Origin of the sequence: Krasilnikovia sp. M28-CT-15 (genome assembly GCF_047159595.1) — a bacterium.
GTDB lineage: Bacteria > Actinomycetota > Actinomycetes > Mycobacteriales > Micromonosporaceae > Actinoplanes.
This window is the reverse complement of sequence record NZ_BAAGAK010000001.1, coordinates 7,378,475-7,401,006: the sequence shown is the minus strand read 5'-3', so window position 1 is coordinate 7,401,006 and position 22,532 is coordinate 7,378,475. Positions and strand designations below refer to the sequence as shown.

The 22,532-nt window shown below is 70.1% G+C and carries 21 protein-coding genes, 1 tRNA gene and 1 other RNA gene; 14 read left to right on the top strand and 9 right to left on the bottom strand.

Annotation, left to right across the window (positions count from 1 at the left end; all coding sequences use genetic code 11):
* The first annotated feature begins 60 nt into the window (after positions 1 to 60).
* Complete coding sequence (locus tag ACMCNO_RS33880; protein ID WP_412753468.1) at positions 61 to 1,374, top strand: acyltransferase family protein; 1,314 nt, start codon at positions 61 to 63, stop codon at positions 1,372 to 1,374.
* Here ACMCNO_RS33880 and ACMCNO_RS33875 read toward each other — a convergent pair.
* Complete coding sequence (locus tag ACMCNO_RS33875) at positions 1,355 to 1,492, bottom strand: hypothetical protein (RefSeq protein ID WP_412753467.1); 138 nt, start codon at positions 1,490 to 1,492, stop codon at positions 1,355 to 1,357. The genes ACMCNO_RS33880 and ACMCNO_RS33875 overlap by 20 nt on opposite strands.
* Before the next feature lie 185 nt (positions 1,493 to 1,677).
* Between ACMCNO_RS33875 and ACMCNO_RS33870 the strand changes: the two genes are divergently transcribed.
* The gene (locus tag ACMCNO_RS33870) at positions 1,678 to 1,818 is read left to right on the top strand and encodes a hypothetical protein (protein ID WP_412753466.1); all 141 of its coding nucleotides are present in this window, start codon (positions 1,678 to 1,680) and stop codon (positions 1,816 to 1,818) included.
* A gap of 85 nt (positions 1,819 to 1,903) precedes the next feature.
* On the opposite strand, the gene ACMCNO_RS33865 is transcribed toward ACMCNO_RS33870, so the two are convergent.
* Positions 1,904 to 1,991, bottom strand: a tRNA-Ser gene (locus ACMCNO_RS33865).
* Between the two features lie 80 nt (positions 1,992 to 2,071).
* Here ACMCNO_RS33865 and ffs point away from each other — a divergent pair.
* The 9 genes from ffs to ACMCNO_RS33820 all read left to right on the top strand — a co-directional run bounded on the left by ffs (position 2,072) and on the right by ACMCNO_RS33820 (position 12,809).
* Positions 2,072 to 2,168, top strand: an RNA gene (gene ffs, locus ACMCNO_RS33860) — signal recognition particle sRNA small type.
* Between the two features lie 113 nt (positions 2,169 to 2,281).
* A complete protein-coding gene (locus tag ACMCNO_RS33855; protein WP_412753465.1) occupies positions 2,282 to 5,329 on the top strand; it encodes a DNA polymerase III subunit gamma and tau in 3,048 nt (1,015 codons plus the stop codon).
* Positions 5,330 to 5,428: 99 nt separating this feature from the next.
* Positions 5,429 to 5,737 carry a YbaB/EbfC family nucleoid-associated protein gene (locus ACMCNO_RS33850; RefSeq protein ID WP_412753913.1) on the top strand — a complete coding sequence of 103 codons (309 nt, stop codon included), beginning with the start codon at positions 5,429 to 5,431 and terminating at the stop codon, positions 5,735 to 5,737.
* A 4-nt stretch (positions 5,738 to 5,741) separates the two neighbouring features.
* Complete coding sequence (recR, locus tag ACMCNO_RS33845; RefSeq protein ID WP_412753464.1) at positions 5,742 to 6,335, top strand: recombination mediator RecR; 594 nt, start codon at positions 5,742 to 5,744, stop codon at positions 6,333 to 6,335.
* Between the two features lie 356 nt (positions 6,336 to 6,691).
* On the top strand, positions 6,692 to 7,687 hold the full coding sequence (locus tag ACMCNO_RS33840; protein WP_412753463.1) for an ABC transporter permease: 996 nt from the start codon (positions 6,692 to 6,694) through the stop codon (positions 7,685 to 7,687).
* Between the two features lie 90 nt (positions 7,688 to 7,777).
* A complete protein-coding gene (locus ACMCNO_RS33835; protein WP_412753462.1) occupies positions 7,778 to 9,553 on the top strand; it encodes an ABC transporter substrate-binding protein in 1,776 nt (591 codons plus the stop codon).
* Between the two features lie 118 nt (positions 9,554 to 9,671).
* A complete protein-coding gene (locus ACMCNO_RS33830) occupies positions 9,672 to 10,673 on the top strand; it encodes an ABC transporter permease (RefSeq protein ID WP_412753461.1) in 1,002 nt (333 codons plus the stop codon).
* A 13-nt stretch (positions 10,674 to 10,686) separates the two neighbouring features.
* Entirely contained in the window at positions 10,687 to 11,754 is a 1,068-nt protein-coding gene (locus ACMCNO_RS33825) for an ABC transporter ATP-binding protein (RefSeq protein WP_412753460.1), read from the top strand.
* A 17-nt stretch (positions 11,755 to 11,771) separates the two neighbouring features.
* Complete coding sequence (locus tag ACMCNO_RS33820) at positions 11,772 to 12,809, top strand: ABC transporter ATP-binding protein (RefSeq protein ID WP_412753459.1); 1,038 nt, start codon at positions 11,772 to 11,774, stop codon at positions 12,807 to 12,809.
* Positions 12,810 to 12,880: 71 nt separating this feature from the next.
* On the opposite strand, the gene ACMCNO_RS33815 is transcribed toward ACMCNO_RS33820, so the two are convergent.
* The 5 genes from ACMCNO_RS33815 to ACMCNO_RS33795 form a co-directional block, all read right to left on the bottom strand.
* The gene (locus ACMCNO_RS33815) at positions 12,881 to 14,257 is read right to left on the bottom strand and encodes a calcium-binding protein (RefSeq protein ID WP_412753458.1); all 1,377 of its coding nucleotides are present in this window, start codon (positions 14,255 to 14,257) and stop codon (positions 12,881 to 12,883) included.
* 196 nt (positions 14,258 to 14,453) lie between these two features.
* Complete coding sequence (locus ACMCNO_RS33810; RefSeq protein WP_412753457.1) at positions 14,454 to 14,792, bottom strand: hypothetical protein; 339 nt, start codon at positions 14,790 to 14,792, stop codon at positions 14,454 to 14,456.
* The gene (locus tag ACMCNO_RS33805; protein WP_412753912.1) at positions 14,792 to 15,439 is read right to left on the bottom strand and encodes an HNH endonuclease family protein; all 648 of its coding nucleotides are present in this window, start codon (positions 15,437 to 15,439) and stop codon (positions 14,792 to 14,794) included. The genes ACMCNO_RS33810 and ACMCNO_RS33805 overlap by 1 nt, the downstream gene beginning before the upstream one ends.
* A 208-nt stretch (positions 15,440 to 15,647) precedes the next feature.
* Positions 15,648 to 17,387 (bottom strand): 2-isopropylmalate synthase, encoded by a 1,740-nt coding sequence (gene leuA / locus ACMCNO_RS33800; protein WP_412753456.1) that lies wholly within the window; start codon positions 17,385 to 17,387, stop codon positions 15,648 to 15,650.
* Positions 17,388 to 17,598: 211 nt separating this feature from the next.
* Positions 17,599 to 18,399, bottom strand: a complete 801-nt coding sequence (locus ACMCNO_RS33795; RefSeq protein WP_412753455.1) for a hypothetical protein — start codon at positions 18,397 to 18,399, stop codon at positions 17,599 to 17,601.
* 195 nt (positions 18,400 to 18,594) lie between these two features.
* Between ACMCNO_RS33795 and ACMCNO_RS33790 the strand changes: the two genes are divergently transcribed.
* Positions 18,595 to 19,860, top strand: coding sequence for an aspartate kinase (locus ACMCNO_RS33790; RefSeq protein WP_412753454.1), 1,266 nt, complete (start codon positions 18,595 to 18,597; stop codon positions 19,858 to 19,860).
* 25 nt (positions 19,861 to 19,885) lie between these two features.
* Entirely contained in the window at positions 19,886 to 20,938 is a 1,053-nt protein-coding gene (locus ACMCNO_RS33785; protein ID WP_412753911.1) for an aspartate-semialdehyde dehydrogenase, read from the top strand.
* On the opposite strand, the gene ACMCNO_RS33780 is transcribed toward ACMCNO_RS33785, so the two are convergent.
* A complete protein-coding gene (locus ACMCNO_RS33780) occupies positions 20,933 to 21,229 on the bottom strand; it encodes a hypothetical protein (protein WP_412753453.1) in 297 nt (98 codons plus the stop codon). The two genes, ACMCNO_RS33785 and ACMCNO_RS33780, sit on opposite strands and share 6 nt — an antisense overlap.
* Before the next feature lie 152 nt (positions 21,230 to 21,381).
* Between ACMCNO_RS33780 and pyrE the strand changes: the two genes are divergently transcribed.
* Positions 21,382 to 21,909 carry an orotate phosphoribosyltransferase gene (gene pyrE / locus ACMCNO_RS33775; protein ID WP_412753452.1) on the top strand — a complete coding sequence of 176 codons (528 nt, stop codon included), beginning with the start codon at positions 21,382 to 21,384 and terminating at the stop codon, positions 21,907 to 21,909.
* A 66-nt stretch (positions 21,910 to 21,975) separates the two neighbouring features.
* Here pyrE and ACMCNO_RS33770 read toward each other — a convergent pair whose 3' ends face one another.
* Positions 21,976 to 22,320, bottom strand: a complete 345-nt coding sequence (locus ACMCNO_RS33770; protein WP_412753451.1) for an STAS domain-containing protein — start codon at positions 22,318 to 22,320, stop codon at positions 21,976 to 21,978.
* Positions 22,321 to 22,532: the final 212 nt, after the last annotated feature.

Here is a 22,532-nt window from a genome sequence, read left to right as displayed (position 1 = left end):
CTCGTCGCTACCCTCGGCAGGTTGTCGACCAGAGCCCCCCCGACCGAGGTTTACGCCCCCGTGGCCAACGCTGCCAATGTTGATCCGACCTTGTCGCCACCACGCGTTGCTTCACAGCATCGGCTTGCTTGGCTCGACGGGTTGCGGGCGGTCGCGGCACTTCTGGTCGTCTACGCGCATCTGAGCCGATACCTCTTCCGCGATGTGCGTGCGGTTTCCGGCGAGTGGCTCCATGCCGGCACCGCCGGCGTCATGCTCTTCTTTCTGGTCAGCGGCTACATCATTCCAGCCTCACTGGAGCGACACGGGAGCCTGCGTTCCTTCTGGATAAGCCGAGCCTTTCGTCTCCTTCCGCTTTATCTGGTTGTCGGCCTGGCCGTCGTCGTCCTCGGTGAGAACGGCCTGGTCCCGATGGACGGATACCTGTCAGATCACCCATTCCCTGCGGCGGTGGCGCACGCCACGATGCTTCCCGATATGCTCGGAGTTCCCCTCGCTAGCGCGGTGTTCTGGACGCTGAGCTTTGAAATGGCGTTCTATCTGATTGTCAGCGCGCTGTTCACGCTGCGACTCCACACCGCAAACGCAGCTGTTGCCGTATCGCTCGCCGTGCTGGCGGTGGTGACCGCGCCGTTGACGCCGCGGCAGATCTCCTCGGTGCCGGGCGTCGGAAACATTCTCACCATGGGAGTGGCCGTCTGTCTGGCTGCAGGACTCGTCGCCGTCACCAGCGCGCGTCGTTGGGCCGTACGTGCCGGTGGATTGGTGCTTGCGGGGATCGCGGGGCTCCTGCTGGTTGCCAATCAGGAACCGGCGCACGTGTGGGACGGACTGCTCATTGTGGCGGTCATGTTCGTCGGCACGACGCTGTACCGCGCGGACCGCGGGCAGACGAACTGGTGGTGCGCAGGCATGGTCGCCGGGGTGGTCGCGGCGGCGCTGCTGTCGAACTGGATCGCGGAACTGCAATCGCTCGGTGCGCTCACCTTGCGGTACCAGGTGCGTTCGGTGGTCACCCTGCTGACCTTTTCTGGCCTCTTCGCCATCGGCAGGCTCACCAGCGGGAGGAGAGCGCCCCGCCCTCTGGTCATGCTCGGGATGATCAGCTACTCCATCTACCTCGTGCACTACGTACTCATCAAAGCGCTGGATCCGATCCTGGCCAACCTGGCCGACCGGCTTTCGCCAATCGCCCAGATTCCGGTCCTGGTCCTATTTCTGGGCGTACTCATCGGAATCTCCTGGGTCACCTACAGAATTGTGGAGATTCCCGGGCAGAAGCTGGGGCGCCGAATTGATCGGCTGGTCGCCCCACCAAGCCGTGTCGCCAGTCCACCGGGAGACCGCGAGGTGCTCAGTCCCGGGCGCAGATGAGCAGTTCCGTGCCTCTCGGCGTGATCGTGCCGACGCGTTCGAAGGGTTCGAGCACGTCGATGATCTCCACATACAGCTCGTCGACGAGGTCGGTCCGGTGCGGTTCCTGCCGGTGCAACCGGCGGCGGAACTATCACACAGGAACCAGACGTCTCCCCGCTCTAGAGAAGGCCGCATCTTGGTGCGCCACTTCTCCCCGGGTAGACCGCTGGTCTAGTCCCCTGCTGCGGAGCCAGTTGCTGCTCATCCTCCAGGTGCACGAGCGTGCCGCGATGGGGGGTCATGGGGTGGGCCAGCACGAGCATGGCGGTTCGGTACCAGCACCTGACCGACAAGATCCGCGCTGACATCGCCCAGCGGGTCGGCGGGCTGATCTGGCAGGCGCCCGACGCGCCGACGGGCGAGCCGGGGGAGCGGGCGAAGGGCGACACCGAGGCCGCGTGAGGGTCAATTGAGACCGAAACTGGGACCCGAGACGCTGAAGGCCGGTCCATCGGGACCGGCCTTCTAGTGTTTGGCCTGCTCAGCGTGGCGGAGGATACGAGATTCGAACTCGTGAGGGTGTTAACCCAACACGCTTTCCAAGCGTGCGCCCTAGGCCTCTAGGCGAATCCTCCGTCGCACAGGATACAGAACGGCACGGGCGCGCTTGCGCCACCACCCTGGGTCCCACCCCCGGGCGTTGGGTACGCTGGTGGACAGCCCCTCGTGCGGCGTGCATCTCGTGAACCTCCCCAGGGCCGGAAGGCAGCAAGGATAAGCGGGCTCTGGCGGGTGCACGGGGGGTCTCTTCTTTCCCCACGCGCTCGCGCCCCCTGCGGCGTACCTCCGGTCACTCGGGCGGGACGGCGTTTGGTGTTGTCACACCCTCGGCGGAGAATGGCGCGGTCGAGAGGAGGCGGCAGGAGTGGCACTCGCGCTCTACCGCAAGTACCGGCCCCGCACCTTCGCCGAGGTCATCGGGCAGGAACACGTCACCGAGCCGCTGTCGCAGGCGCTGCGCAGCGGCCGGTTGCACCATGCGTACCTGTTCTCCGGGCCGCGCGGCTGCGGCAAGACCTCCAGCGCCCGGATTCTCGCGCGCTCGCTCAACTGCGTGCACGGCCCGACGCCGGAGCCGTGCGGGACCTGCCCGTCCTGCCGGTCGCTGGCCAACGACGGCACCGGCTCGATCGACGTGATCGAGATCGACGCGGCCAGTCACGGCGGCGTCGACGACGCCCGCGAGCTGCGGGAGAAGGCGTTCTTCGCCCCGGCCAGCAGCCGGTTCAAGATTTATGTGATCGACGAGGCGCACATGGTCTCGTCGGCCGGGTTCAACGCGCTGCTCAAGCTGGTCGAGGAGCCGCCCGACTACGTCAAGTTCATCTTCGCCACCACCGAGCCGGAGAAGGTGCTCGGCACGATCCGCTCGCGGACCCACCACTACCCGTTCCGGCTGATCCCTCCGGCGGTGCTGCGGCCGTATCTGGCGCAGTTGTGTGAGGCCGAAGGGATCCAGGTGGAGCCGGCGGTGTTCCCGCTGGTCGTGCGCGCGGGCGGCGGCAGCGCGCGGGACACGCTCTCGGTGCTGGATCAGCTCATCGCGGGCGCCGGGCCGGAAGGGGTCACGTACGCTCGCGCGGTCGCCCTGCTCGGCGTCACGGACGGCGCGCTCATCGACGAGATGTGCGACGCGCTGGTGGCCGGGGACGGTGCCGCGGCGTACGCGACGATCGACCGCGTGGCCGAGGCCGGTCACGACCCCCGCCGCTTCGCCTCCGACCTGCTCGAACGCCTGCGCGATCTGATCGTGCTCCAGCAGGTGCCGGATGCCGTGGCCAAGGGCCTGATCGACGGCCCGGCCGACCAGCTCGAGGCGATGGGCGCGCAGGCCGCCCGGCTGGGTCCGGCGACACTGTCGCGCTGCGCGGACATCGTGCACAACGGGCTCGTCGAGATGCGCGGCACGACCGCGCCTCGCCTGCTGTTGGAGCTGGTCACGGCCCGGATGCTGCTGCCGGGTGCCGAGGACTCGACCGGCGCGCTGCTGCAGCGCCTCGAGCGCATGGAACGCCGCCTGACCGTGAGCGGTGACGCTGGGGCCCCGGCAGCCGGACCGCCGGCGGCGGGACCATCATCTGCGGTGGCGGGGGGGCCTCCACCGGGATCGGCCGTAGGGCAGCCGGGTGCCGACGCAGGCACGGGTACGGGACTGTCGGCCGCGCGAGCCGCCGCGGCGGCCGCCGGGCGGCGGACTGCCACGGAGCCGCGCTCCGGCGCGCACCCGGGTGCGTCCAGCGAGCCCGCCCGCCCGGCCGCCGAACGCCCGCCGCCGAACGCGCCGAACCCGGACGCGCCGAACCCGGACGCGCCGAACCCGGACGCGCCGAACCCGGACGCGCCGAACCCGGACGCGCTGGACGCGGGTGTGCCGAGCCCGGACCTGCCCGGATCGGACGCCCCGAAACCGGACGCCCCGAACGTTGGCGCGCCCAACTCGGGTGGGCCGAATTCGGGTGTGCAGAACTCGGGTGAGCCGACTGGGGACGCGCTGGACTCAGGCGCGCTGGACTCGGAGCCCGCTAACCCGGCCCGCCCGGACCTGGATGCGGCGAGCTGGGAGGCGCGCCCTCCGGACGGGCAGGACCCGCGCGGGGCGGCGGCCCCCGATGCCGCCGGACCGCCGCCGGTGGCGCCTGCCGCGGTCGGGTCGCCGGAAGCGCCCGACGACCTCGGCGCGGCCGCGACGGTCGCCGAGCCGGGGCAGCTCACGGTGGACGCGGTCCGCGACGCGTGGCCTGAGGTCATGACGGCGGTCGGGCGCAAGAGCAAGAAGATCGCCGCACTGGCCCAAGGCGCCACGGTCCGGGACCTCGACGGCCGGACGGTCGTGTTGACGTTCCGGTTCCCGGCGCACGCCAAGATGGTGGCCGCCGATCCGACCCTGATCTCCGACGCGCTGCACGAATCGCTCGGCGGCCAGTGGCAGATCCGCTGCGATGTCGCCGGTGAGGCCGGTGCAGCGAGCCTGGCGCCGGGCGGTGCCCGGCGGTCCGTGCCGAGTCAGGGTGGATCGCGCGGCCCCGCACCAGACCCGCGCCGGTCACCGCCGGCCGGACCCACGACGGCGGGCGGCGGCGCGACAGGTGGCGGCCCGGTCTCCGGGCCGACCCGGCGTCGTGAGCCGTCACCGCAGCCCACGCCCAGCGACGAGGGCGACGACTGGCCGGAGCCGGCGCGGCCCGGTGGCGGGTCGACATCGACGGGAGCGCCGACACCGCCCCCCGACGACCGCGGTCCGAGCCGACCCACCGACCGCGGTCCGGGTACGCCCGGCGACGGCGGGCGGGCCGCCAGTGCCCATCCAGGTGCGCCCGGCGATGGCGGTTCGGTCCGCCCGGGGGGATCCGCCGATGGCGGGTCGAGGGCCGCTGACCGCCGTCCGGAATCCGGTGATCGCGGACCGATGGCGAGCGGGCCGGTGACGAGCAGCGGATCAGCGAGCGGCGGATCGGCGAGCGGCGGATCGACAGGGAGCGGACCGACTGCGAACGGCAACGGCGGCAGGCCCCCCGCCCGTGGCGCTGGCGCGGCTGCCGCGTCCGGTGGCCTGGCCGCCGCCCGCGCCGCCGCCGCGAACGCCGCCAGGTCGGGCGGCGCCCGCACCACCGGTGCCGCAGGGCTGCCGACGTCGGCCGGTACGGCGGGGAAGACGGCGGCGAGGTCAACGGCCGCTACGGCGACGAAGGCCACCACCGGCGACTGGTCGGACGGGTCCCCGGCGGAGGAGCCGCCGTACGACCCCGAATACGACGGGCCCTTGCGGGGGGTCGCGGCGTACGAGGGATTCGATCCCGGTGACGAGCCGCTCGACGATGTGATCGACGAGAAGACCGCGCGGGAGAGCAGCGAGCAGCAGGCCGTACGGCTGCTCCAGGAGGCGTTCGGGGCGGAGAAGATCGGCGAAGTCTGACCCGCCGTACGCGCGGACGCCCCCGCCGCCCACTACGCTGAGCGGGCGAAAAACCGACGACCCGAGGAGCCGGCCGTGCGTCCTGGTGGACAGCCGAACATGCAGCAGATCATGAAGCAGGCCCAGAAGATGCAACAGCAGGTCGCGCAGGCGCAGGCCGAGCTGGCCGCGGCCGAGCTGACCGGCACGGCGGGCGGCGGTCTGGTGACCGTGACGGTGACGGGGTTGGGCGAGTACAAGTCGGTCAAGATCGATCCGAAGGCGGTCGACCCGGAGGACCTGGAGACGCTGGAGGATCTGGTGCTCGCGGCCCTGCACAACGCGGCCGAGGCGCAGCGCGAGCTGACCGAGCAGAAGATGGGGCCGGCCACGGGCGGCCTGGGCGGCCTAAGCCTGCCGGGGTTCTGATTCCGTGTATGAAGGCGCCATCCAGGACCTGATCGACGAGCTGGGGCGGCTGCCGGGCGTCGGCCCGAAGAGCGCCCAGCGGATCGCGTTCCACATCCTGTCCGCCGATCCGGCCGACGTGAACCGGCTCTCGGGCGCGCTGCGCAAGGTCAAGGAGCTGGTCCGGTTCTGCACGATCTGCTTCAACGTGGCCGAGTCGGAGCAGTGCCGGATCTGCCGCGACCCGCGGCGCACCAACGAGGTGCTGTGCGTGGTCGAGGAACCCAAGGACATCGTGGCGATCGAGCGTACGGGCGAGTTCCGGGGGCGCTATCACGTCCTGGGTGGAGCCATCAATCCGTTGGAAGGGATCGGGCCGGACAACCTGCGTATCCGCGAGCTGCTGGTGCGGCTGGGCACCGGTGAGGTCAAGGAGCTGATCCTGGCCACCGACCCGAACACCGAGGGGGAGGCCACGGCGACGTACCTGGCGCTGATGGTCAAACCGATGGGCATCGCGGTGACGCGGCTGGCCAGCGGACTTCCGGTGGGCGGTGACTTGGAGTACGCGGACGAGATCACCCTCGGTCGCGCGTTCGAGGGTCGCAGGGCGGTCTGAGATTCCTCCCCGTTACGCCCATTTCGCTTCCTACCAGCTCTTCTACGCGATACCGTCCGTTTGGAACGCGCGGAGGTCACGATGGCGTCACGGTGGAGACACGGAACTGCCCGTGTAGACCATGCAGCCTTGACCCCGGCCAAGCTGTAGGTGAATGTTCCTAGCGATGGCGGCACACCCGCCGTCGAGTGCCTTCGAAGCTCGGCCGGACCTGGCCGGGGAGTCGAGGGTTGGCACTCGAGGCTTGCGATAACCGATCGGTTGCCGGGCGCTACGGGAGCCATCGCATCCGGTCGGCGGTGTTGCCGACGGATGCTGTGGTCCGGGCATCGGCGGCCGGGGAAGGACCGGCGTAGATGTCGATCGGCCCAGAGGCGTCCACCGAACAGTTGGCGCCTGCGGACGGCGCTGAGCGGGCGCCCGGCGAGCAGGCCATCGCGGGCCGTTCGCTCAGGCAGATCGCCTGGCGCCGCCTCAAGAAGGACAAGGTTGCGCTGGCCGGCGGCGTCGTGGTCATGTTCCTGACCTTCATTGCGGTGATCGCCCCGCTGTTGACGAGGTGGTTCGGCCACCCGATCGACGAGTTCCACATCGGCGAGATCGACCCGACCTTCGGCACGCCGAACCGGCCGTGGGGCGGCATCAGCAAGGACTTCATCCTGGGCGTCGAGCCGACGTCGGGCCGGGACGTGTTCAGCCGGATCGTGTACGGCGCGCAGACCTCCCTCTCGGTCGCGTTCCTCTCCGCCTTCTTCTCCACGCTGCTGGGCGTACTGTTCGGCCTGTCGGCGGGCTACCTCGGTGGCTGGGTCGACTCGGCGATCAGCCGGGTGATGGACTTCCTCCTCGCGTTCCCCCAGCTGCTGTTCGCGATCGCGCTGGTCTCGGTGCTGCCCGACACGATGTTCGGCCTGGGTGACCGTTGGTCGCGGGTCGGCATCCTCGTCGTGGTCATCGGCTTCTTCGGCTGGCCGTACATCGGCCGCATCGTCCGCGGGCAGACGTTGTCGCTGCGGGAGCGTGAGTTCGTCGAGGCGTCCAAGAGCATCGGCGCCCGCTCGCCGCGGATCCTGTTCCGGGAGCTGCTGCCCAACCTGGCGGCGCCGATCCTCGTCTACACGACGTTGATCATCCCGACGAACATCCTCACCGAGGCCGCGCTGAGCTTCCTCGGCGTCGGTATCCCGCCGCCGTGGCCCTCCTGGGGCGGCATGCTGTCGGACGCGATCGCCACGTACCAGTCCGACCCGATGTACATGATCGTTCCGGGCATGATGATCTTCATTACCGTGCTGGCCTTCAACCTCTTCGGTGACGGCCTGCGCGATGCGCTCGACCCGAAGGCCCGGTGACACCGCCGGCCCGGTGACCGCCGGGCCGACGGCCATCGCACGATCCGCGAAGCCGCAAGGCTCCGCTGTTCAAGGAACTTAGGAGGACAGGTGGCTAGTAAGGCGAGGGTGGTGGCGGCAGCAGGTGTGGCCGTCGCTGTGGGTCTCACCACCGCCGCGTGCGGTGGCGGGTCCAGCAGCAAGAACGGCAGCACCAACACCGCCGGCAAGAGCACATACAACGCGGCCACGACCTCGGTCGTGAACCCGGGCACCGCCAAGGGCGGCACGCTCGAACTCTGGAGCGCGCAGGACGCCGACTCGTGGGACCCGGTCCGCGGGTACTACGCGTTCGTGTGGGACCTCAACCGGCTCTACACCCGCAAGCTCGTGGACTACGCGGGCGCGGTCGGCAAGGACGGCCTGAAGCTCCAGCCCGACCTGGCCCAGGCCGCGCCGGAGATCAGCGCGGACAAGAAGACCTACACGTTCAAGCTCAAGTCGGGCATCAAGTTCGACGACGGTACCCCGATCACGTCCAAGGACATCAAGTACGGCGTTGAGCGCGTGTTCGCGCAGGACGTCGTCCCGGGTGGCCCGGTGTACCTGATCGACCTGCTCGACCCGAAGCACGAGTACAAGGGCCCGTACAAGGACACCGACCCGAACAAGCTGGGCCTGAAGGCCGTCGAGACGCCGGACGACTCGACGATCGTCTTCCACCTGGCCAAGCAGTTCGCGGACTTCCCGTACCTGCTGGCCATGCCGGGCTCGGGCCCGGTGCCGCAGAAGCGGGACACCGGCGCGCAGTACGGCAAGAAGCCCGCCTCCTCCGGCCCGTACATGATCCAGTCGTACGACCCGGGCAAGAGCATCAAGTGGGTCCGCAACCCCAACTGGGACCAGTCGACCGACACGATCCGTAAGGCGCTGCCGGACAACATCAACCTGACGATCACCACCAACGCCGATGACCTCGACAGCCGCCTGATCGCCGGCACCGCGGACATCGACGTCGGCCAGACCGGCGTGCAGGCCGCGGCCCGCGCGAAGATCCTGCAGGACCCGAACCTGCGGGCCAACGCGGACACCCCGATCACCGGCTTCATCCGGTACGCCGGCATGTCGCAGAAGGTCGCGCCGTTCGACAACGTCGAGTGCCGCAAGGCCGTCATCTACGCCTCCGACCCGACCGCGCTGCAGGCCGCGCGGGGTGGCCCGGTGGCCGGTGGCGACATCGGCACGAACATGCTGCCGCCGAACATCGGTGGCGCGGACCCGTCGTACGACCCGTACGGCCGGGCGCAGGGCAAGCCGCAGGCCGACAAGGCGAAGCAGGCCCTCGCGGCGTGTGGCAAGCCGAACGGCTTCGACACCGTCATCGCGGTGCGCAACAACAAGCCGGCCGAGATCAAGACCGCTGAGGCGCTGCAGGCGTCGCTCAAGGTGGTCGGCATCAACGCCAAGATCGACCAGTACGACGGTGCCCAGATCGCGTCCGTGGTCGGCTCGCCCGACAACGTGCACAAGAAGGGCTACGGCATCATGATCGCCGGCTGGGGTGCCGACTGGCCCTCCGGCACGGGTTACCTGCAGGCGCTGGTCGACGGCCGGTTCATCCTGCCGAACGGCAACTTCAACCTGCCGGAGATCAACGACCCGGCGATCAACGGCCTGTTCGACCAGGCCGCGCAGGAGACCGACCTGACCAAGGCGTACGGCCTGTACAACCAGATCAACACCAAGGTCATGGAAGGCGCGTACTACCTGCCGTTCGTGTTCGACAAGGCGCTCAACTACCGCAACCCGCGGCTGACGAACGTCTACGTCCACGACGCGTTCGGCATGGTCGACTTCCAGGCCCTGGGCGTCAGCAGCGGCAAGTAGCAACATCCCCGCCCGCACGCACGTGCCGGGAAGAACGAAGGGCAGGTGAAGGCCGCCCGCGGTGGGCGGGCGTCGGTCCCACAAGGATCGGCGCCCGCTCGCTGTTCGGCCGAACGTCGTGTTGGCATACATCATTCGGCGGCTCCTCAACGCCGTACTCACGTTGCTCGTGGTCACGCTGGTGACCTTCGGCATCTTCTTCATGGTCCCGAAGATCACCGGAAGCGATCCGGCGCTGCTCTACATCGGCAAGACCGCCGACGCGGTCTCCGTGGAGGGCATCCGGACCAAGCTGGGTCTGGCCGACCCCGTGATCGTGCAGTACGGCAAGTTCCTGAAGGGGCTCGTCGTGGGCCGCGACTACGCGAACGGCCCGGACGTCACGCACTGCCCGGCACCGTGCATGGGGTACTCGTTCAAGACCGACGAGGAGGTCACCCCCAAGCTGCTCGGTGACCTTCCGGTCACCATCTCCCTGGCCATCGGCGCGGCCATCATCTGGCTCATCATGGGGGTCGGCGCGGGCGTCATCTCGGCGTTGCGAAAAGGCAGCCTGCTGGACAGAGCGGTGATGTCCACCGCGCTGGCCGGCGTCTCGATGCCGATCTACTTCACGGCGCTGCTCTCGTCGGCCATCTTCGTGTACTGGCTGGAATGGCTGCCGAATCCGTCGTACACGCCGTTCACGGAGAATCCGCTGCAGTGGGCGTCCGGCCTGATCCTGCCGTGGATCACCCTGGCGTTCCTGTTCGCCGCGACCTACGCCCGGCTCACCCGCGCCAACATGCTGGAGACGCTCGGCGAGGACTACATCCGTACGGCGCGGGCCAAGGGTCTGCGGGAGCGCTCGGTGATCAGCAAGCACGCGCTGCGCTCGGGCCTGACGCCGATCATCACCATCTTCGGTCTGGACCTCGGTGCGCTGCTCGGCGGCGCCATCCTCACCGAGACCGCGTTCAACCTGCACGGCATCGGCCTGCAGGCACTCACCGCGATCCGGGGCAACGACCTGCCGATCATCATCGGGGTCACCCTGATCGCCGCGTTCTTCATCGTCATCATCAACCTGATCGTGGACTTGCTCTACGGCGTCATCGACCCGCGCGTGCGGCTGGGCTGAGGAGGAAGACCACATGTCGATCGACTCGCTGGCCGGTGCTGCCCGCCCGGCCGACCGGGCAGGCCGCCCGTACCTGGACATCAAGGACCTGACGGTCCGGTTCGAGACCGACGACGGCATTGTCAAGGCCGTCTCGGAGTCGTCGTTCGCCGTGGAGCGCGGCCGGACCCTCGGCATCGTGGGCGAGTCCGGCTCCGGCAAGAGCGTCACCTCGCTGGCCATCCTCGGCCTGCACCGCACCCGCAGCAACGCCAAGGTGACCGGTCAGGTCTGGCTGGACGACCAGGAGCTGGTGACCGCCACCGACGAGCAGGTGCGCAACCTGCGCGGCGGCAAGATGTCGATGATCTTCCAGGACCCGCTGAGCGCGATGCACCCGTACTTCACGGTCGGGGCGCAGATCGTCGAGGCGTACCGGGTGCACAACCCCCGCGCCAGCAAGAAGGAGGCGCGGACCCGCGCCATCGACATGCTGGCCCGGGTCGGCATCCCGCAGCCGGAGCGGCGTTTCAACGACTACGCGCACCAGTTCTCCGGCGGTATGCGCCAGCGCGCGATGATCGCCATGGCGCTGGTCAACGACCCGTCGCTGCTCATCGCGGACGAGCCGACCACGGCCCTGGACGTGACCGTGCAGGCCCAGATCCTGGACCTCATCCGGGACCTGCAGGAGGAGTTCGGCTCCGCGGTCATCATGATCACCCACGACCTCGGGGTCGTGGCCGAGCTCGCCGACGACGTCCTCGTCATGTACGGCGGGAAGATCATCGAGCGGGGCCCGGCGCACACCGTCTTCGAGCAGCCGCAGCACCCGTACACGTGGGGTCTGCTCGGGTCGATGCCCCGCCTCGACCGTGACCTGCGCGAGCGCCTGAACCCGGTCAAGGGTTCGCCGCCCAGCCTGATCAACCTGCCCTCGGGCTGCGCCTTCCACCCGCGGTGCCCGTACGCCGGGCTGAACGGCGACCGGTCGTTCACCGAGGTGCCGGTGCTGCGCGGCGGCCACCACGCGGCCGCGTGCCACCTGTCGCCGGAGCAGCGCTGGGAACTCTTCCAGCGCGACGTGGCACCCAACCTGTGAGCGGGAGTGACAAGACGATGAGCGAGAACCTGCTCGAGGTGACGGGCCTGCAGAAGCACTTCCCGATCACGAAGGGGCTGTTCAAGCGCCAGGTCGGCGCGGTGCGCGCGGTCGACGGCATCGACCTGGCCGTGCGCGCCGGCGAGACGCTGGGCGTGGTCGGCGAGTCGGGGTGCGGCAAGTCCACCGCGGGCCGCCTGTTCACCAGGATCCTGGAGCCCACCGGCGGCAAGATCCTGTTCCAGGGCCGGGACATCTCGCACCTGTCCACGGGCGCGCTGCGGCCGTTCCGCCGCGACGTGCAGATGATCTTCCAGGACCCGTACTCGTCGCTGAACCCGCGGCACACGGTCGGCTCGATCATCTCGGCCCCGTTGCAGATCCAGAAGATCCCCACCCCGCAGGGCACCAAGAAGGCCGTGCAGGAGCTGCTGGAACTCGTCGGCCTCAACCCGGAGCACTACAACCGGTACCCGCACGAGTTCTCCGGCGGCCAGCGCCAGCGCATCGGCATCGCCCGGGCGCTCGCGCTGCGGCCCAAGCTCATCGTCGCGGACGAGCCCGTCTCCGCCCTGGACGTGTCGATCCAGGCCCAGGTCGTCAACCTGCTGGACGACCTGCAGAGCGAGTTCGACCTCACGTACGTCTTCATCGCCCACGATCTGTCCGTGGTGCGGCACATCTCCGACCGGGTCGCGGTCATGTACCTGGGCAAGGTCGTGGAGATCGCCGAGCGGGACGCGCTGTACGCGAGCCCGCGGCACCCGTACACCGTGGCGTTGATGTCGGCCGTGCCGGTGCCCGACCCGAGCCGCCGCGACCGCGCCCAGCGCAACCGGGTGCTGCTCACCGGCGACGTGCCGAGCCCGATCAACCCGCCGTCCGGCTGCCGGTTCCGTACCCGGTGCTGGAAGGCGCAGGAGATCTGCGCGACGGAGGAGCCGCCGCTGGTGCCGCGCGCGGGTGACCCGGCGTCGCACCAGACGGCCTGCCACTTCCCGGTGGTCGAGGGTGAGGCCGTGCAGGGCCGCAGCCCGGCCGGCGCCTCCGCCTGATCTGAAACGAACGCGGCTGCCGACCCCACCGGGTCGGCAGCCGCTTTGCCTATCTCACGGGCGGGCCTATCTCACGGGCGGTCGCGCTCGCAGTTCACCACGACGTCGTTCTGGTACGCCCGGCAGAGGTCGCCCGCGGCGGTCGCGTCAGCGCCGCCGTCGAGGCGGTCCGGCACGTCGGGGCGGTACCTGTCGTCGCCGCTCAGATCGTCGTCCCCGGCCTCGCCGTAGATCGAGTCGCGGCCGTCCTCGCCGACGACCAGGTCATTGCCCGCCCCGGCGTGGACGACGTCGTCACCGGAGCCCCCGTAGATCATGTTGTCCGCGGCGTTGCCGGTGAGCTGGTCGTTGCCCGCGCCGCCGACGATGCCTTCGACGTCGTCGCCGACCGTGTCGTGCTCACCGGTCTGGCCGTCGTCGCCCGCCGAGCCGTCGAGGTCAACCGTGACCGCCCGGCTGTGGTCGGTGTAGGTGACCGTGTCCCTGCCCGGACCGCCGAGCAGCACGTCTGTCGCCGGGGCGGCGAAGGAATCGTCGCCGACGAGGAGGTCGTCACCGGCGCCACCCTCCAGGCGGTCGTTGCCCCCCTGCCCGAACAGTGTGTCGTCGCCACCGCCGCCGAGCAGCGTGTCGCTGCCCCAGCCGCCGGTCAACACGTCGCGCCGGGCCGTGCCGCCCAGCCGGTCGTTGCCGTTGCCCCCGATGATCGCCTCGACGTCTGTGCCGATGGAGTCGTGCTCGTTCCTGGCCCCGTCGTCGCCGGTGACTCCGTCGGCGTCGGCGGTGACCGCCTTGTCGCGCCCCGAGTAGCTGACCTCGTCGTTCTCGCCGCTCCCGCCGGAGAGCACATCCGCGTCCGACACGGTCGGGTCGAACGTCTCCCAGAACACGTCGCGGCCGGCGCCGCCGTACTCCTTGTCGTCGCCCTCCATGCCCCACAGGTAGTCGGCGCCGTTGCCGCCGTACAGGATGTCGTTGCCGACCCCGCCGTCCAGGTTGTCATCGCCGTCGCCGGCCGAGAGACGGTCGTTGCCGTCCTGTCCGCGCAGGTAGTCCCGGCCGCCCAGACCCCACAGCCTGTCGGACCCGGTGCCGCCGCGGAGGTTGTCGCCGCGCGGGCCGCCGGTCAGCCGGTCGTTGCCGCTGCCGCCGTCGGCGGTCATCCCGAGGTCGGTCTGGTTGACCACGGAGTCGTTCCTGTCGCCGAGGTAGACCCGGATCCGGGTGGGGTCCTTCGCAGGGGTGCATCGCACCTGGGTCCGGTCGCCCTTGACCGCCTCGCAGCCCTTTCCCGCCTTGAGCGCAACCCGGTCATCGACCGTGATCGTGTTCCCGGAGCGGGTGACGACGACCTTGTTGGTCGTGCCCTTCGCCGCCTTGTACTGCACCTTCGTGGTCTCTACGACGGAGACCACGCCGGAGGTCGCGGCATTCGCGGGTGTGGCCACCGCGCCGATGGACACGACGGTGAGACCGGCGAGGGCAATTCTGGACGGCGCAAGCGCACGAAAAAGGGCAGTGCGGGGCAAAGGTGACTCCTTTGGGTGAACCGAGGGATGTCGGGCCCCTAGATGCTAGGGACGATCACGTGGTTCCGCCGCCCGGAATCCGGGCGGGAATGCCCCACCTCCGGTCCCCGCGCGATCAGCCCTCCGGGCGATTGAGCAGGCCCAACGCGATCGCGTGTACCGCGTCCAGGTCGGCCGGGTCACTCAGTCGCGTCCGGCCGCCGGTGATCACATACCACTCGTCGGCGTCCTTGTACTGCACGCGCAGGATGGCCTCGCCGCCCGACAGCTCGGTGCGCAGCGTGAGGTCGCCGGTGACGACGCCGACCTCGTCGGTCATCACGCCGCCGGGCCCAGCGGTGAAGTCGGCGGTCCGGCTGGTGGCTGCGGCAGGTTCGGCAGCGGCAGGGCTGGCCGGGGACCCGGTGGCGGCGGGGTCGGCGGTGGCGGCGGCGGGGTCGGCCGTGTCGGACATCAGCAGGTCTCCAGCATGTCTTCGAGGGCGGCCTTCTCGGCCGAGGTGACGGTCAGCTTCCAGTGACCCTTCACCGCTACCCAATCCTGGGCGTATGCGCACCAGTTTTCGCGCGCCGGAGGTTTCCAGGTCGACGGATCCTGGTCGCCCTTGGCCCGGTTGGAGCCCTGCGACACCGCGACGAGCTGCGGGTCGTCCAGATCGTTCGCGAACTGCTCCCGCTGCGGGGTGCTCCACGCGGACGCGCCCGAACGCCAGGCGTTGGCCAACGGTACGACGTGGTCGATGTCGACCTGGGCCGGCGAGTCGATCACCTTGCCGTCGTACACGCTGGTCCAGCTGCCTCCGACGACGTTGCATCCGGAGGTCTTGACCTTGGCGCCGTCGCGCTTGAGCACCGAGTCGCGGACGTCGCAGTTGGTGCCGGTGCGATCCCAGTGCGGGAACTTCGCCCGGCTGTAGCCGCGCATCGAGCCCGGCGCGGCCACGGTGAGCGTGTCGAGCTGCTTGGCTGCCTCGGTCGCCGTTCCCGGCGCGCGGCCGGTCGGCGTGGCACCACCGGCGGACGCGTCGCCGGGTGCGGGGTCGCAGCCGGCGGCAGCGGCGAGGAGGAGGGCGAGGGCGGCGGCGCGGATCGCGGTGCGCATGTGGGGGGCAGGCACACAGCCATCGTATGAGCGTTACGCCCGCATGGCCGGACCTGTCACCCGCCGTCCGGATCATCCGGCGCGTCGCCCGGACGGGACCTTGACAGGCACGCCGACGAGGAGAGCGCCGCCACCTCGGCAAGGTCGCCTGCGGCTGATGCCATCGGACGGTCCGGCCGGGCGAACCGGCCGGACCGTCCGGCACGGCTCAGCGGACCCGGTTGACCGCGCTGGTCAGGGCTTTGATCGACGCGGTGACGATGTTGGCGTCGAGGCCGACGCCCCAGACCGTGGTGTCGCCCACCTCGCACTCGACGTACGCGGCGGCCTGGGCGTCGCCGCCGGAGGACAGCGCGTGCTCGTGGTAGTCGAGCACGCGGACCTGCACGTCGAGCGGCTTCAGCGCCTGCACGTACGCGTCGATCGGGCCGTTGCCGACGCCCAGCAGCGCCCGCCGCGCCCCGCGGTGCATCACCTCGGCGTCGATCTCGACCTTGCCGTCCACTGTGGCGGTCGAGTAGCGCTCCAGCCCGACGATGCCGAACTGCTGGTGGTCGACCAGATACTCGGCCGCGAAGATGTCCCACATCTGCTGCGGGGAGATCTCGCCGCCCTCGACGTCGGTGACGTGCTGCACCACCCCGGAGAACTCGATCTGCAGCCGCCGCGGCAGGTCGAGCTTGTGCTCCTCCTTCATGATGTACGCCACCCCGCCCTTGCCGGACTGGGAGTTCACCCGGATGACCGCCTCGTAGTTGCGGCCCAGGTCCTTCGGGTCGATCGGCAGGTACGGCACGCCCCACTCGAAGTCGTCGACACGCTTGCCGGCCTCGTCCGCGTCGGCCTGCAACGCGCCGAAGCCCTTCTTGATGGCGTCCTGGTGCGAGCCGGAGAACGACGTGTAGACCAGGTCACCCACGTACGGGTGGCGCTCGTGCACCGGGAGCTGGTTGCAGTACTCGACGGCGCGCTTGATCTCGTCGATGTCGGAGAAGTCGATCATCGGGTCGATGCCCTGGGAGAACAGGTTCAGCCCCAGCGTCACCAGGTCGACGTTGCCGGTGCGCTCGCCGTTGCCGAACAGGCAGCCCTCGATCCGGTCGGCACCGGCCAGCAGGCCCAGTTCGGCGGCGGCCACGCCGGTGCCGCGGTCGTTGTGCGGGTGCAGGCTCAGCACCACGCTGTCGCGGCGGGGCAGGTTGCGGTGCATCCACTCGATCGAGTCGGCGTACACGTTGGGGGTGGCCATCTCGACCGTGGCGGGCAGGTTGACGATCAGCGGCCGGGCCGGGGTGGGGTCGATGACGTCGATGACCTTCGAGCAGATCTCCAGCGCGTAGTCCAGCTCGGTGCCGGTGTACGACTCGGGGGAGTACTCGTAGAAGATCTCGGTGTCCGGGGTGTAGATCTCCGCGTACTTCTGGCACAGCCGGGCGCCGCTGGTGGCGATGTCCGTGATCCCGTCCTTGTCCAGGCCGAACACGACGCGCCGCTGGAGGATCGACGTGGAGTTGTAGAAGTGCACGATGGCGCGCTTGGCGCCGCGGAGCGAGTCGAACGTCCGGTCGATCAGGTGCTCGCGGCACTGCACCAGGACCTGGATGGTCACGTCGTCCGGGATCAGGTCCTGCTCGATGAGCTGCCGGACGAAGTCGTAGTCGGTCTGGCTGGCGGCCGGGAAGCCGACCTCGATCTCCTTGTAGCCCATCTGCACCAGCAGCTGGAACATGCGCCGCTTGCGCTCGGGCGACATCGGGTCGATCAGGGCCTGGTTGCCGTCGCGCAGGTCGACCGCGCACCACCGGGGGGCGGTCTCGATCCGGCGGCCGGGCCAGCGGCGGTCGGGCAGATCGACGGCGAACTGATTCAGGTACGGGCGGTAGCGGTGGAACGGCATCGCGCTGGGGCGCTGCCGGGCGATCGGATCATCGGAGACGTCAGATGACATGGGTGTGCTCCTCGGGTCAGCGGGTGCGGCAAGGCGAGGTGGTCATTGCCATGGGCCGACCGGCGCGCGTCAACTCCGCGACGAGGTGCCGGCCAGGGATGGGGCCTCGTCGCGGCAGCGAAGAAGGAGCGCGTACCACATGTCGCAGATGACCCTACGTGATCATTTCGGTCATCGCTAACTCTACGCCCGGATCGTGGGACCAGCCGTTTCACTCAGCTGAGGGAATGAGGCTCGGCGGTATCGACGGGGACGGTGGGGGTGCGGTCATCCCCATCGGGTCGCCCGCGCGTACCGGCCCGGGCAGCAGCACCCGGGGCGGTGGGGCGGCGACCGAGCCGGCGAGCACGATCTGGCCGAAGTCGAGCCGGGCGGCGGTGAGCAGCCCGTCGTCGGCGTAGCAGTAGATGCCCACGTCGAAGGTGGCGTTCATCGACGCCGAGATCGTGTCGATCGCGAAGCACTGGCCCCGCGCGCCCGCAAGCGGCTTCGCGGACGTGACCGACAGCGCGGCCCGGCGGTCCGTGAAGACGCTCAGCCACTGCCGGAAGACCCGCTGCACCTTCGGGTCGTAAAGGCGGGGGATCCGCTCGCCGGGGTCGGCCATCCGTACGCAGGAGGCGACCACGGGCTGGGTCGGCGACGGCAGCGAGCACTGGTACACCCCGGCCGCGGTCTGCACGATCGACACGTCCGCGGTGCCGCCGAGCGCCCCGCCGGGAATGTCGACCCGCCAGCTGCCGTCGGTCGCCACCGTGACCACGACGTCGCGCGGGGCCTGGCCCGGCGCGGTCCACCGGTACAGCGCCGCGTACCGGTGGTCCTGGGCCAGGGCGGCCCGCGCCGCGAGGTCGACCCGGGCGGCGCCGGGGTCGGGCACGGCTGCCACGGATGCCGACGGGCTCGCGGGCGGCGTCGCCGGGGACGCGTCGCCGCAGGCGGTGACGCCGATGGCGAGCAGCACGGCGGTCAACGCGGACAAACCGCGTCGAACAACAGGGGTGGGGCGCACCGCGACATTCTCGCCTCCCTGGGCCGTAACCCTGGCCGTACGGGCGGAACCGGCCCCGGCGTGTCGTACCGATGGCCGGATTCTGGGATCGCCTGTCGAAGCGTGGGACGGCCGCGGCTAGGCTGGTCCGGACCTGAAAGGCGCCGCCGACCCCGGCGGCGCCGGCACGTACGCCGCTGGAGGGAGTCGTTCGCCGTGGCGCTGGTGGTGCAGAAGTACGGCGGTTCCTCTGTCGGGGACGCCGAGCGCATCAAGCGCGTGGCCGAGCGGATCGTGGACGCCCGCAAGGCCGGCCACGACGTCGTGGTGGTCGTGTCCGCGATGGGTGACACCACGGACAACCTGCTCGACCTCGCGAACCAGGTCAGCCCCCTGCCCCCCGGCCGGGAACTCGACATGCTGCTCACCGCGGGTGAGCGCATTTCGATGGCGCTGCTCGCGATGGCGATCCACAACCTGGGCTACGAGGCCCGCTCGTACACCGGCTCACAGGCCGGGGTGCTGACCACCTCGGTGCACGGCCGGGCCCGGATCATCGACGTGACCCCGGGTCGGCTGCGCACCGCGCTGGACGAGGGCGCGATCGCGATCGTCGCGGGCTTCCAGGGCGTCAGCCAGGACACCAAGGACATCACCACGCTCGGGCGCGGCGGCTCGGACACCACCGCGGTGGCGCTCGCCGCCGCGCTGCACGCGGACGTCTGCGAGATCTACACGGATGTGGACGGCGTCTTCACCGCCGACCCCCGGATCGTCTCCAACGCGCGGCACATCGACAAGATCACTTACGAGGAGATGCTGGAGCTCGCCGCGGGCGGGGCGAAGGTACTGATGTTGCGATGCGTGGAGTACGCCCGCCGGTTCGGCGTGCCGATCCACGTACGCTCGTCCTACTCCAGCAAGCCAGGCACGTTGGTCACCGGATCGATGGAGGATCCTTCCGTGGAACAGGCGCTCATCACCGGTGTGGCCCACGACCGCAGCGAAGCGAAGATCACGATCGTCGGGGTGCCCGACGAGCCGGGCGCGGCGGGCCGCATCTTCAACACGGTGGCCAACGCCGAGATCAACATCGACATGATCGTGCAGAACGTGTCGACCGAGGGCACCGGCCGTACGGATATCTCGTTCACCCTGCCCAAGGCCGACGGCCCGAACGCGATGGCCGCGCTGAACAAGATCCAGGATCAGATCAAGTTCAAGAGCCTGCTCTTCGACGACCACGTCGGCAAGGTGTCCCTGATCGGCGCGGGCATGCGCTCGCACCCGGGTGTGGCCGCGCAGTTCTTCGCGTGCATCGGCGAGGCCGGGGTGAACATCGAGATGATCTCCACCTCCGAGATCCGGGTGTCCGTGGTGTGCCGCGACACCGACCTCGACACCGCGGTGCGCGCGGTGCACGAGCAGTTCGAGCTGGGCGGCGACGAGCAGGCGGTGGTCTACGCCGGCACCGGGCGGTAGGCGCCGTCATGGCAGAGACGCGCTGATCGTGGCGGGGCCCACTCTCGCGGTCGTCGGAGCCACCGGCTCCGTCGGCACGGTCATGCTCGAGTTGCTCTCGTCGCGGCGCAACGTCTGGGGCGAGATCCGGCTGCTCGCGTCGGCCTCGTCGGCCGGTCGGGAGCTGACCTGCCGGGGCGAGACCCTCGTGGTGCGGGAGTTGACCGCGGAGGCGTTCGACGGCGTCGACGTGGCGATGTTCGACGTGCCCGACGAGGTGTCGCTCGAGTGGGCCCCGGTCGCGGTCGCCCGGGGCGCGACCGTGGTGGACAACTCGTCGGCGTACCGGATGGAGCCCGACATCCCCCTCGTGGTGCCCGAGGTTAACCGCGAGGCGCTGGAGCACCGCCCGCGCGGCATCGTTGCGAACGCCAACTGCACCACGATGGCGATGATCATGGCGATCGCCCCGCTGCACCACGAGTACGGCCTGCGCGAGCTCGTGCTGGCGTCGTACCAGGCGGTGTCCGGGGCGGGGCAGATCGGCGTGGACGTCCTGCACGACCAGCTCAGCAAGGTGGCGGGGGACCGGGCACTGGGCTCCCGGCCCGGCAACGTGCGGCAGGCGGTCGGCGACGACCTCGGCCCGTTCCCGGCCCCGCTGGCGCTCAACGTGGTGCCGTGGTCCGGGGAGCTGGCCCAGTGGGGCTGGTCGTCCGAGGAGCTCAAGATGCGCAACGAGTCGCGCAAGATCCTCGGCCTGCCCGATCTGAAGGTGTCCGCCACCTGCGTACGGGTGCCCGTGGTGACGGGTCACTCGATCGCGGTGCACGCGGTCTTCGCGGCCGAGCTGGACGCGGACGGCGCCCGCGACGTGCTGCGGCACGCGCCGGGCGTGATCGTGGTCGACGACCCGGAGGCGGGCGAGTTCCCGATGCCGATCGACGCGGTGGGCACGGACCCGTCCTGGGTGGGGCGGATCCGCCGGGCCATCGACGACCCGCGGGCACTGGACCTGTTCGTCACCGGCGACAACATGCGCAAGGGTGCCGCCCTGAACACGGTGCAGATCGCCGAGCTGCTGGCCGCTGACCTATAGCGCCAGTTGCGGGCGGGCGGGGACCCCCACGACCGCCGGTCCGACCCCGCGCGCCGGGAGCTGGTGCGGCACGGGGTGCGGCAGCACGAGCGACTCGAGCGGCGGCGCCACGCCCGAGCGGTGGTTGAGCTGGATCAGCCGGGCGGCACGGGCCAGCGAGCCGGTCTCGCCGTCGCGAAATCCGTCGCGGTAGCCCTTCTCGTACCGTTCGCCGCGGCCCAGCGCGCGGCCGAGCGCGAAACACGACGACCCGGCGAGGGCGATGACGAACAGAAACGCGAAGGGGGTCACGACACTCCTTTCAGGGCCTCATCGTCTATGGGTCGCAAATTACTCTAAACAGGACAAGGTGCAAGGCCGCTCCGGGGCAAGTACGCCTTCGGGTGACCGTCCGGCGCCCCCGGCTGCGCGGCGGTCCGCCGCGCCTGCCAGGCTGTGACCTTGTGACCGACACCGACCTTGCCCGCCAGGTACGCGACGTCAGCCGGCTGACCGGCGAATTCGTCCTGCGCTCCGGCCGGACCGCCACGGAATACTTCGACAAGTACCAGTTCGAGGCCAATCCCGAGCTGCTCGACCGGCTCGCCGAGCAGCTCGCGGTCCTCATCCCCGAGGGCACCGAGGTGCTCGCCGGGCTGGAGATGGGCGGGATCGCGGTCGTCACCGCGCTCGGGCGCCACGCCAAGCTGCCGTGCGCGTTCGTGCGCAAGCAGGCCAAGGCGTACGGCACTGCCCGGCTGGCCGAAGGCGCCGAGGTCGCCGGGCGGCGGGTCCTCGTGGTCGAGGACGTCGTCACCTCCGGCGGCCAGGTGGTGATCTCCACGGAGGAGCTGCGCAAGCTGGGCGCTCACGTGGATCACGCGGTGTGCGTCATCGACCGGCAGGAGGGCGGGGCGGAGGCGCTCGCCAAGGCCGGCATCACGCTGCGGGCCCTGCTCACCCGCGCCGACCTCGAAGCGGCGGCGGCCTGACCCCGGTTCCCTGCGCCGACCTCGAAGCGGCGGCGGCCTGACCCGGTTCCTCGCGCCGGTCGCGCCTCAGCGGCGCGCCCGCGCGGGGGCGGAGTCCACGCCGAGCACCTCGATCACCCCGGCGACCCGCAGCACCCGCTCGACGATCCCCTGGGTGTTCACCACCCGGAACGCGCACCCGTGGCGGGCCGCCTCGACGTGCCCCTCGAGCAGGGACCGGACACCGGCCGCGGCCAGCAACGAGACCTGCCGCAGGTCGATGACCAGCGTGCTCACCCCGCTCTGTCCAGCGGCTCCCATGATGGCCTCGGTGAAGGCGGCGCTGACGTCGCTGTCGATCTCTCCACGGACCACGAGCCGGGCGACCCCGTCACCGTCGTCGTGCGTACGCACTCCAAACGGGCTCGTCATCCGCACCCTCCCGATCAGTACCGCCGCAGTCACCGAGCGGAAATCCCATCCTGCACCGCTCCCGCCGTACTCCCGGCAGGCGTCACCCGGACGTGGGACCCCGGACGGGTCGCCCGGGCAGGGTAACGATCAGTGATCATCCAACCGCATCTAGTGCAACCGTGACCTCACATTGGTCAAGAAGGCGCCCTCTCGACCGATGTATGGGTCTG

Excerpts from the sequence above, each read along its gene's own strand:
- ACMCNO_RS33870 (WP_412753466.1), top strand. The coding sequence starts at position 1,678 with ATGGCGGTTCGGTACCAGCACCTGACCGACAAGATCCGCGCTGACATC.
- ACMCNO_RS33850 (WP_412753913.1), top strand. The coding sequence starts at position 5,429 with ATGCAGCAGATCATGAAGCAGGCCCAGAAGATGCAACAGCAGGTCGCG.
- ACMCNO_RS33840 (WP_412753463.1), top strand. The coding sequence starts at position 6,692 with ATGTCGATCGGCCCAGAGGCGTCCACCGAACAGTTGGCGCCTGCGGAC.
- ACMCNO_RS33825 (WP_412753460.1), top strand. The coding sequence starts at position 10,687 with ATGTCGATCGACTCGCTGGCCGGTGCTGCCCGCCCGGCCGACCGGGCA.
- ACMCNO_RS33820 (WP_412753459.1), top strand. The coding sequence starts at position 11,772 with ATGAGCGAGAACCTGCTCGAGGTGACGGGCCTGCAGAAGCACTTCCCG.
- ACMCNO_RS33810 (WP_412753457.1), bottom strand. The coding sequence starts at position 14,792 with ATGTCCGACACGGCCGACCCCGCCGCCGCCACCGCCGACCCCGCCGCC.
- ACMCNO_RS33805 (WP_412753912.1), bottom strand. The coding sequence starts at position 15,439 with ATGCGCACCGCGATCCGCGCCGCCGCCCTCGCCCTCCTCCTCGCCGCT.
- leuA (WP_412753456.1), bottom strand. The coding sequence starts at position 17,387 with ATGTCATCTGACGTCTCCGATGATCCGATCGCCCGGCAGCGCCCCAGC.
- ACMCNO_RS33770 (WP_412753451.1), bottom strand. The coding sequence starts at position 22,320 with ATGACGAGCCCGTTTGGAGTGCGTACGCACGACGACGGTGACGGGGTC.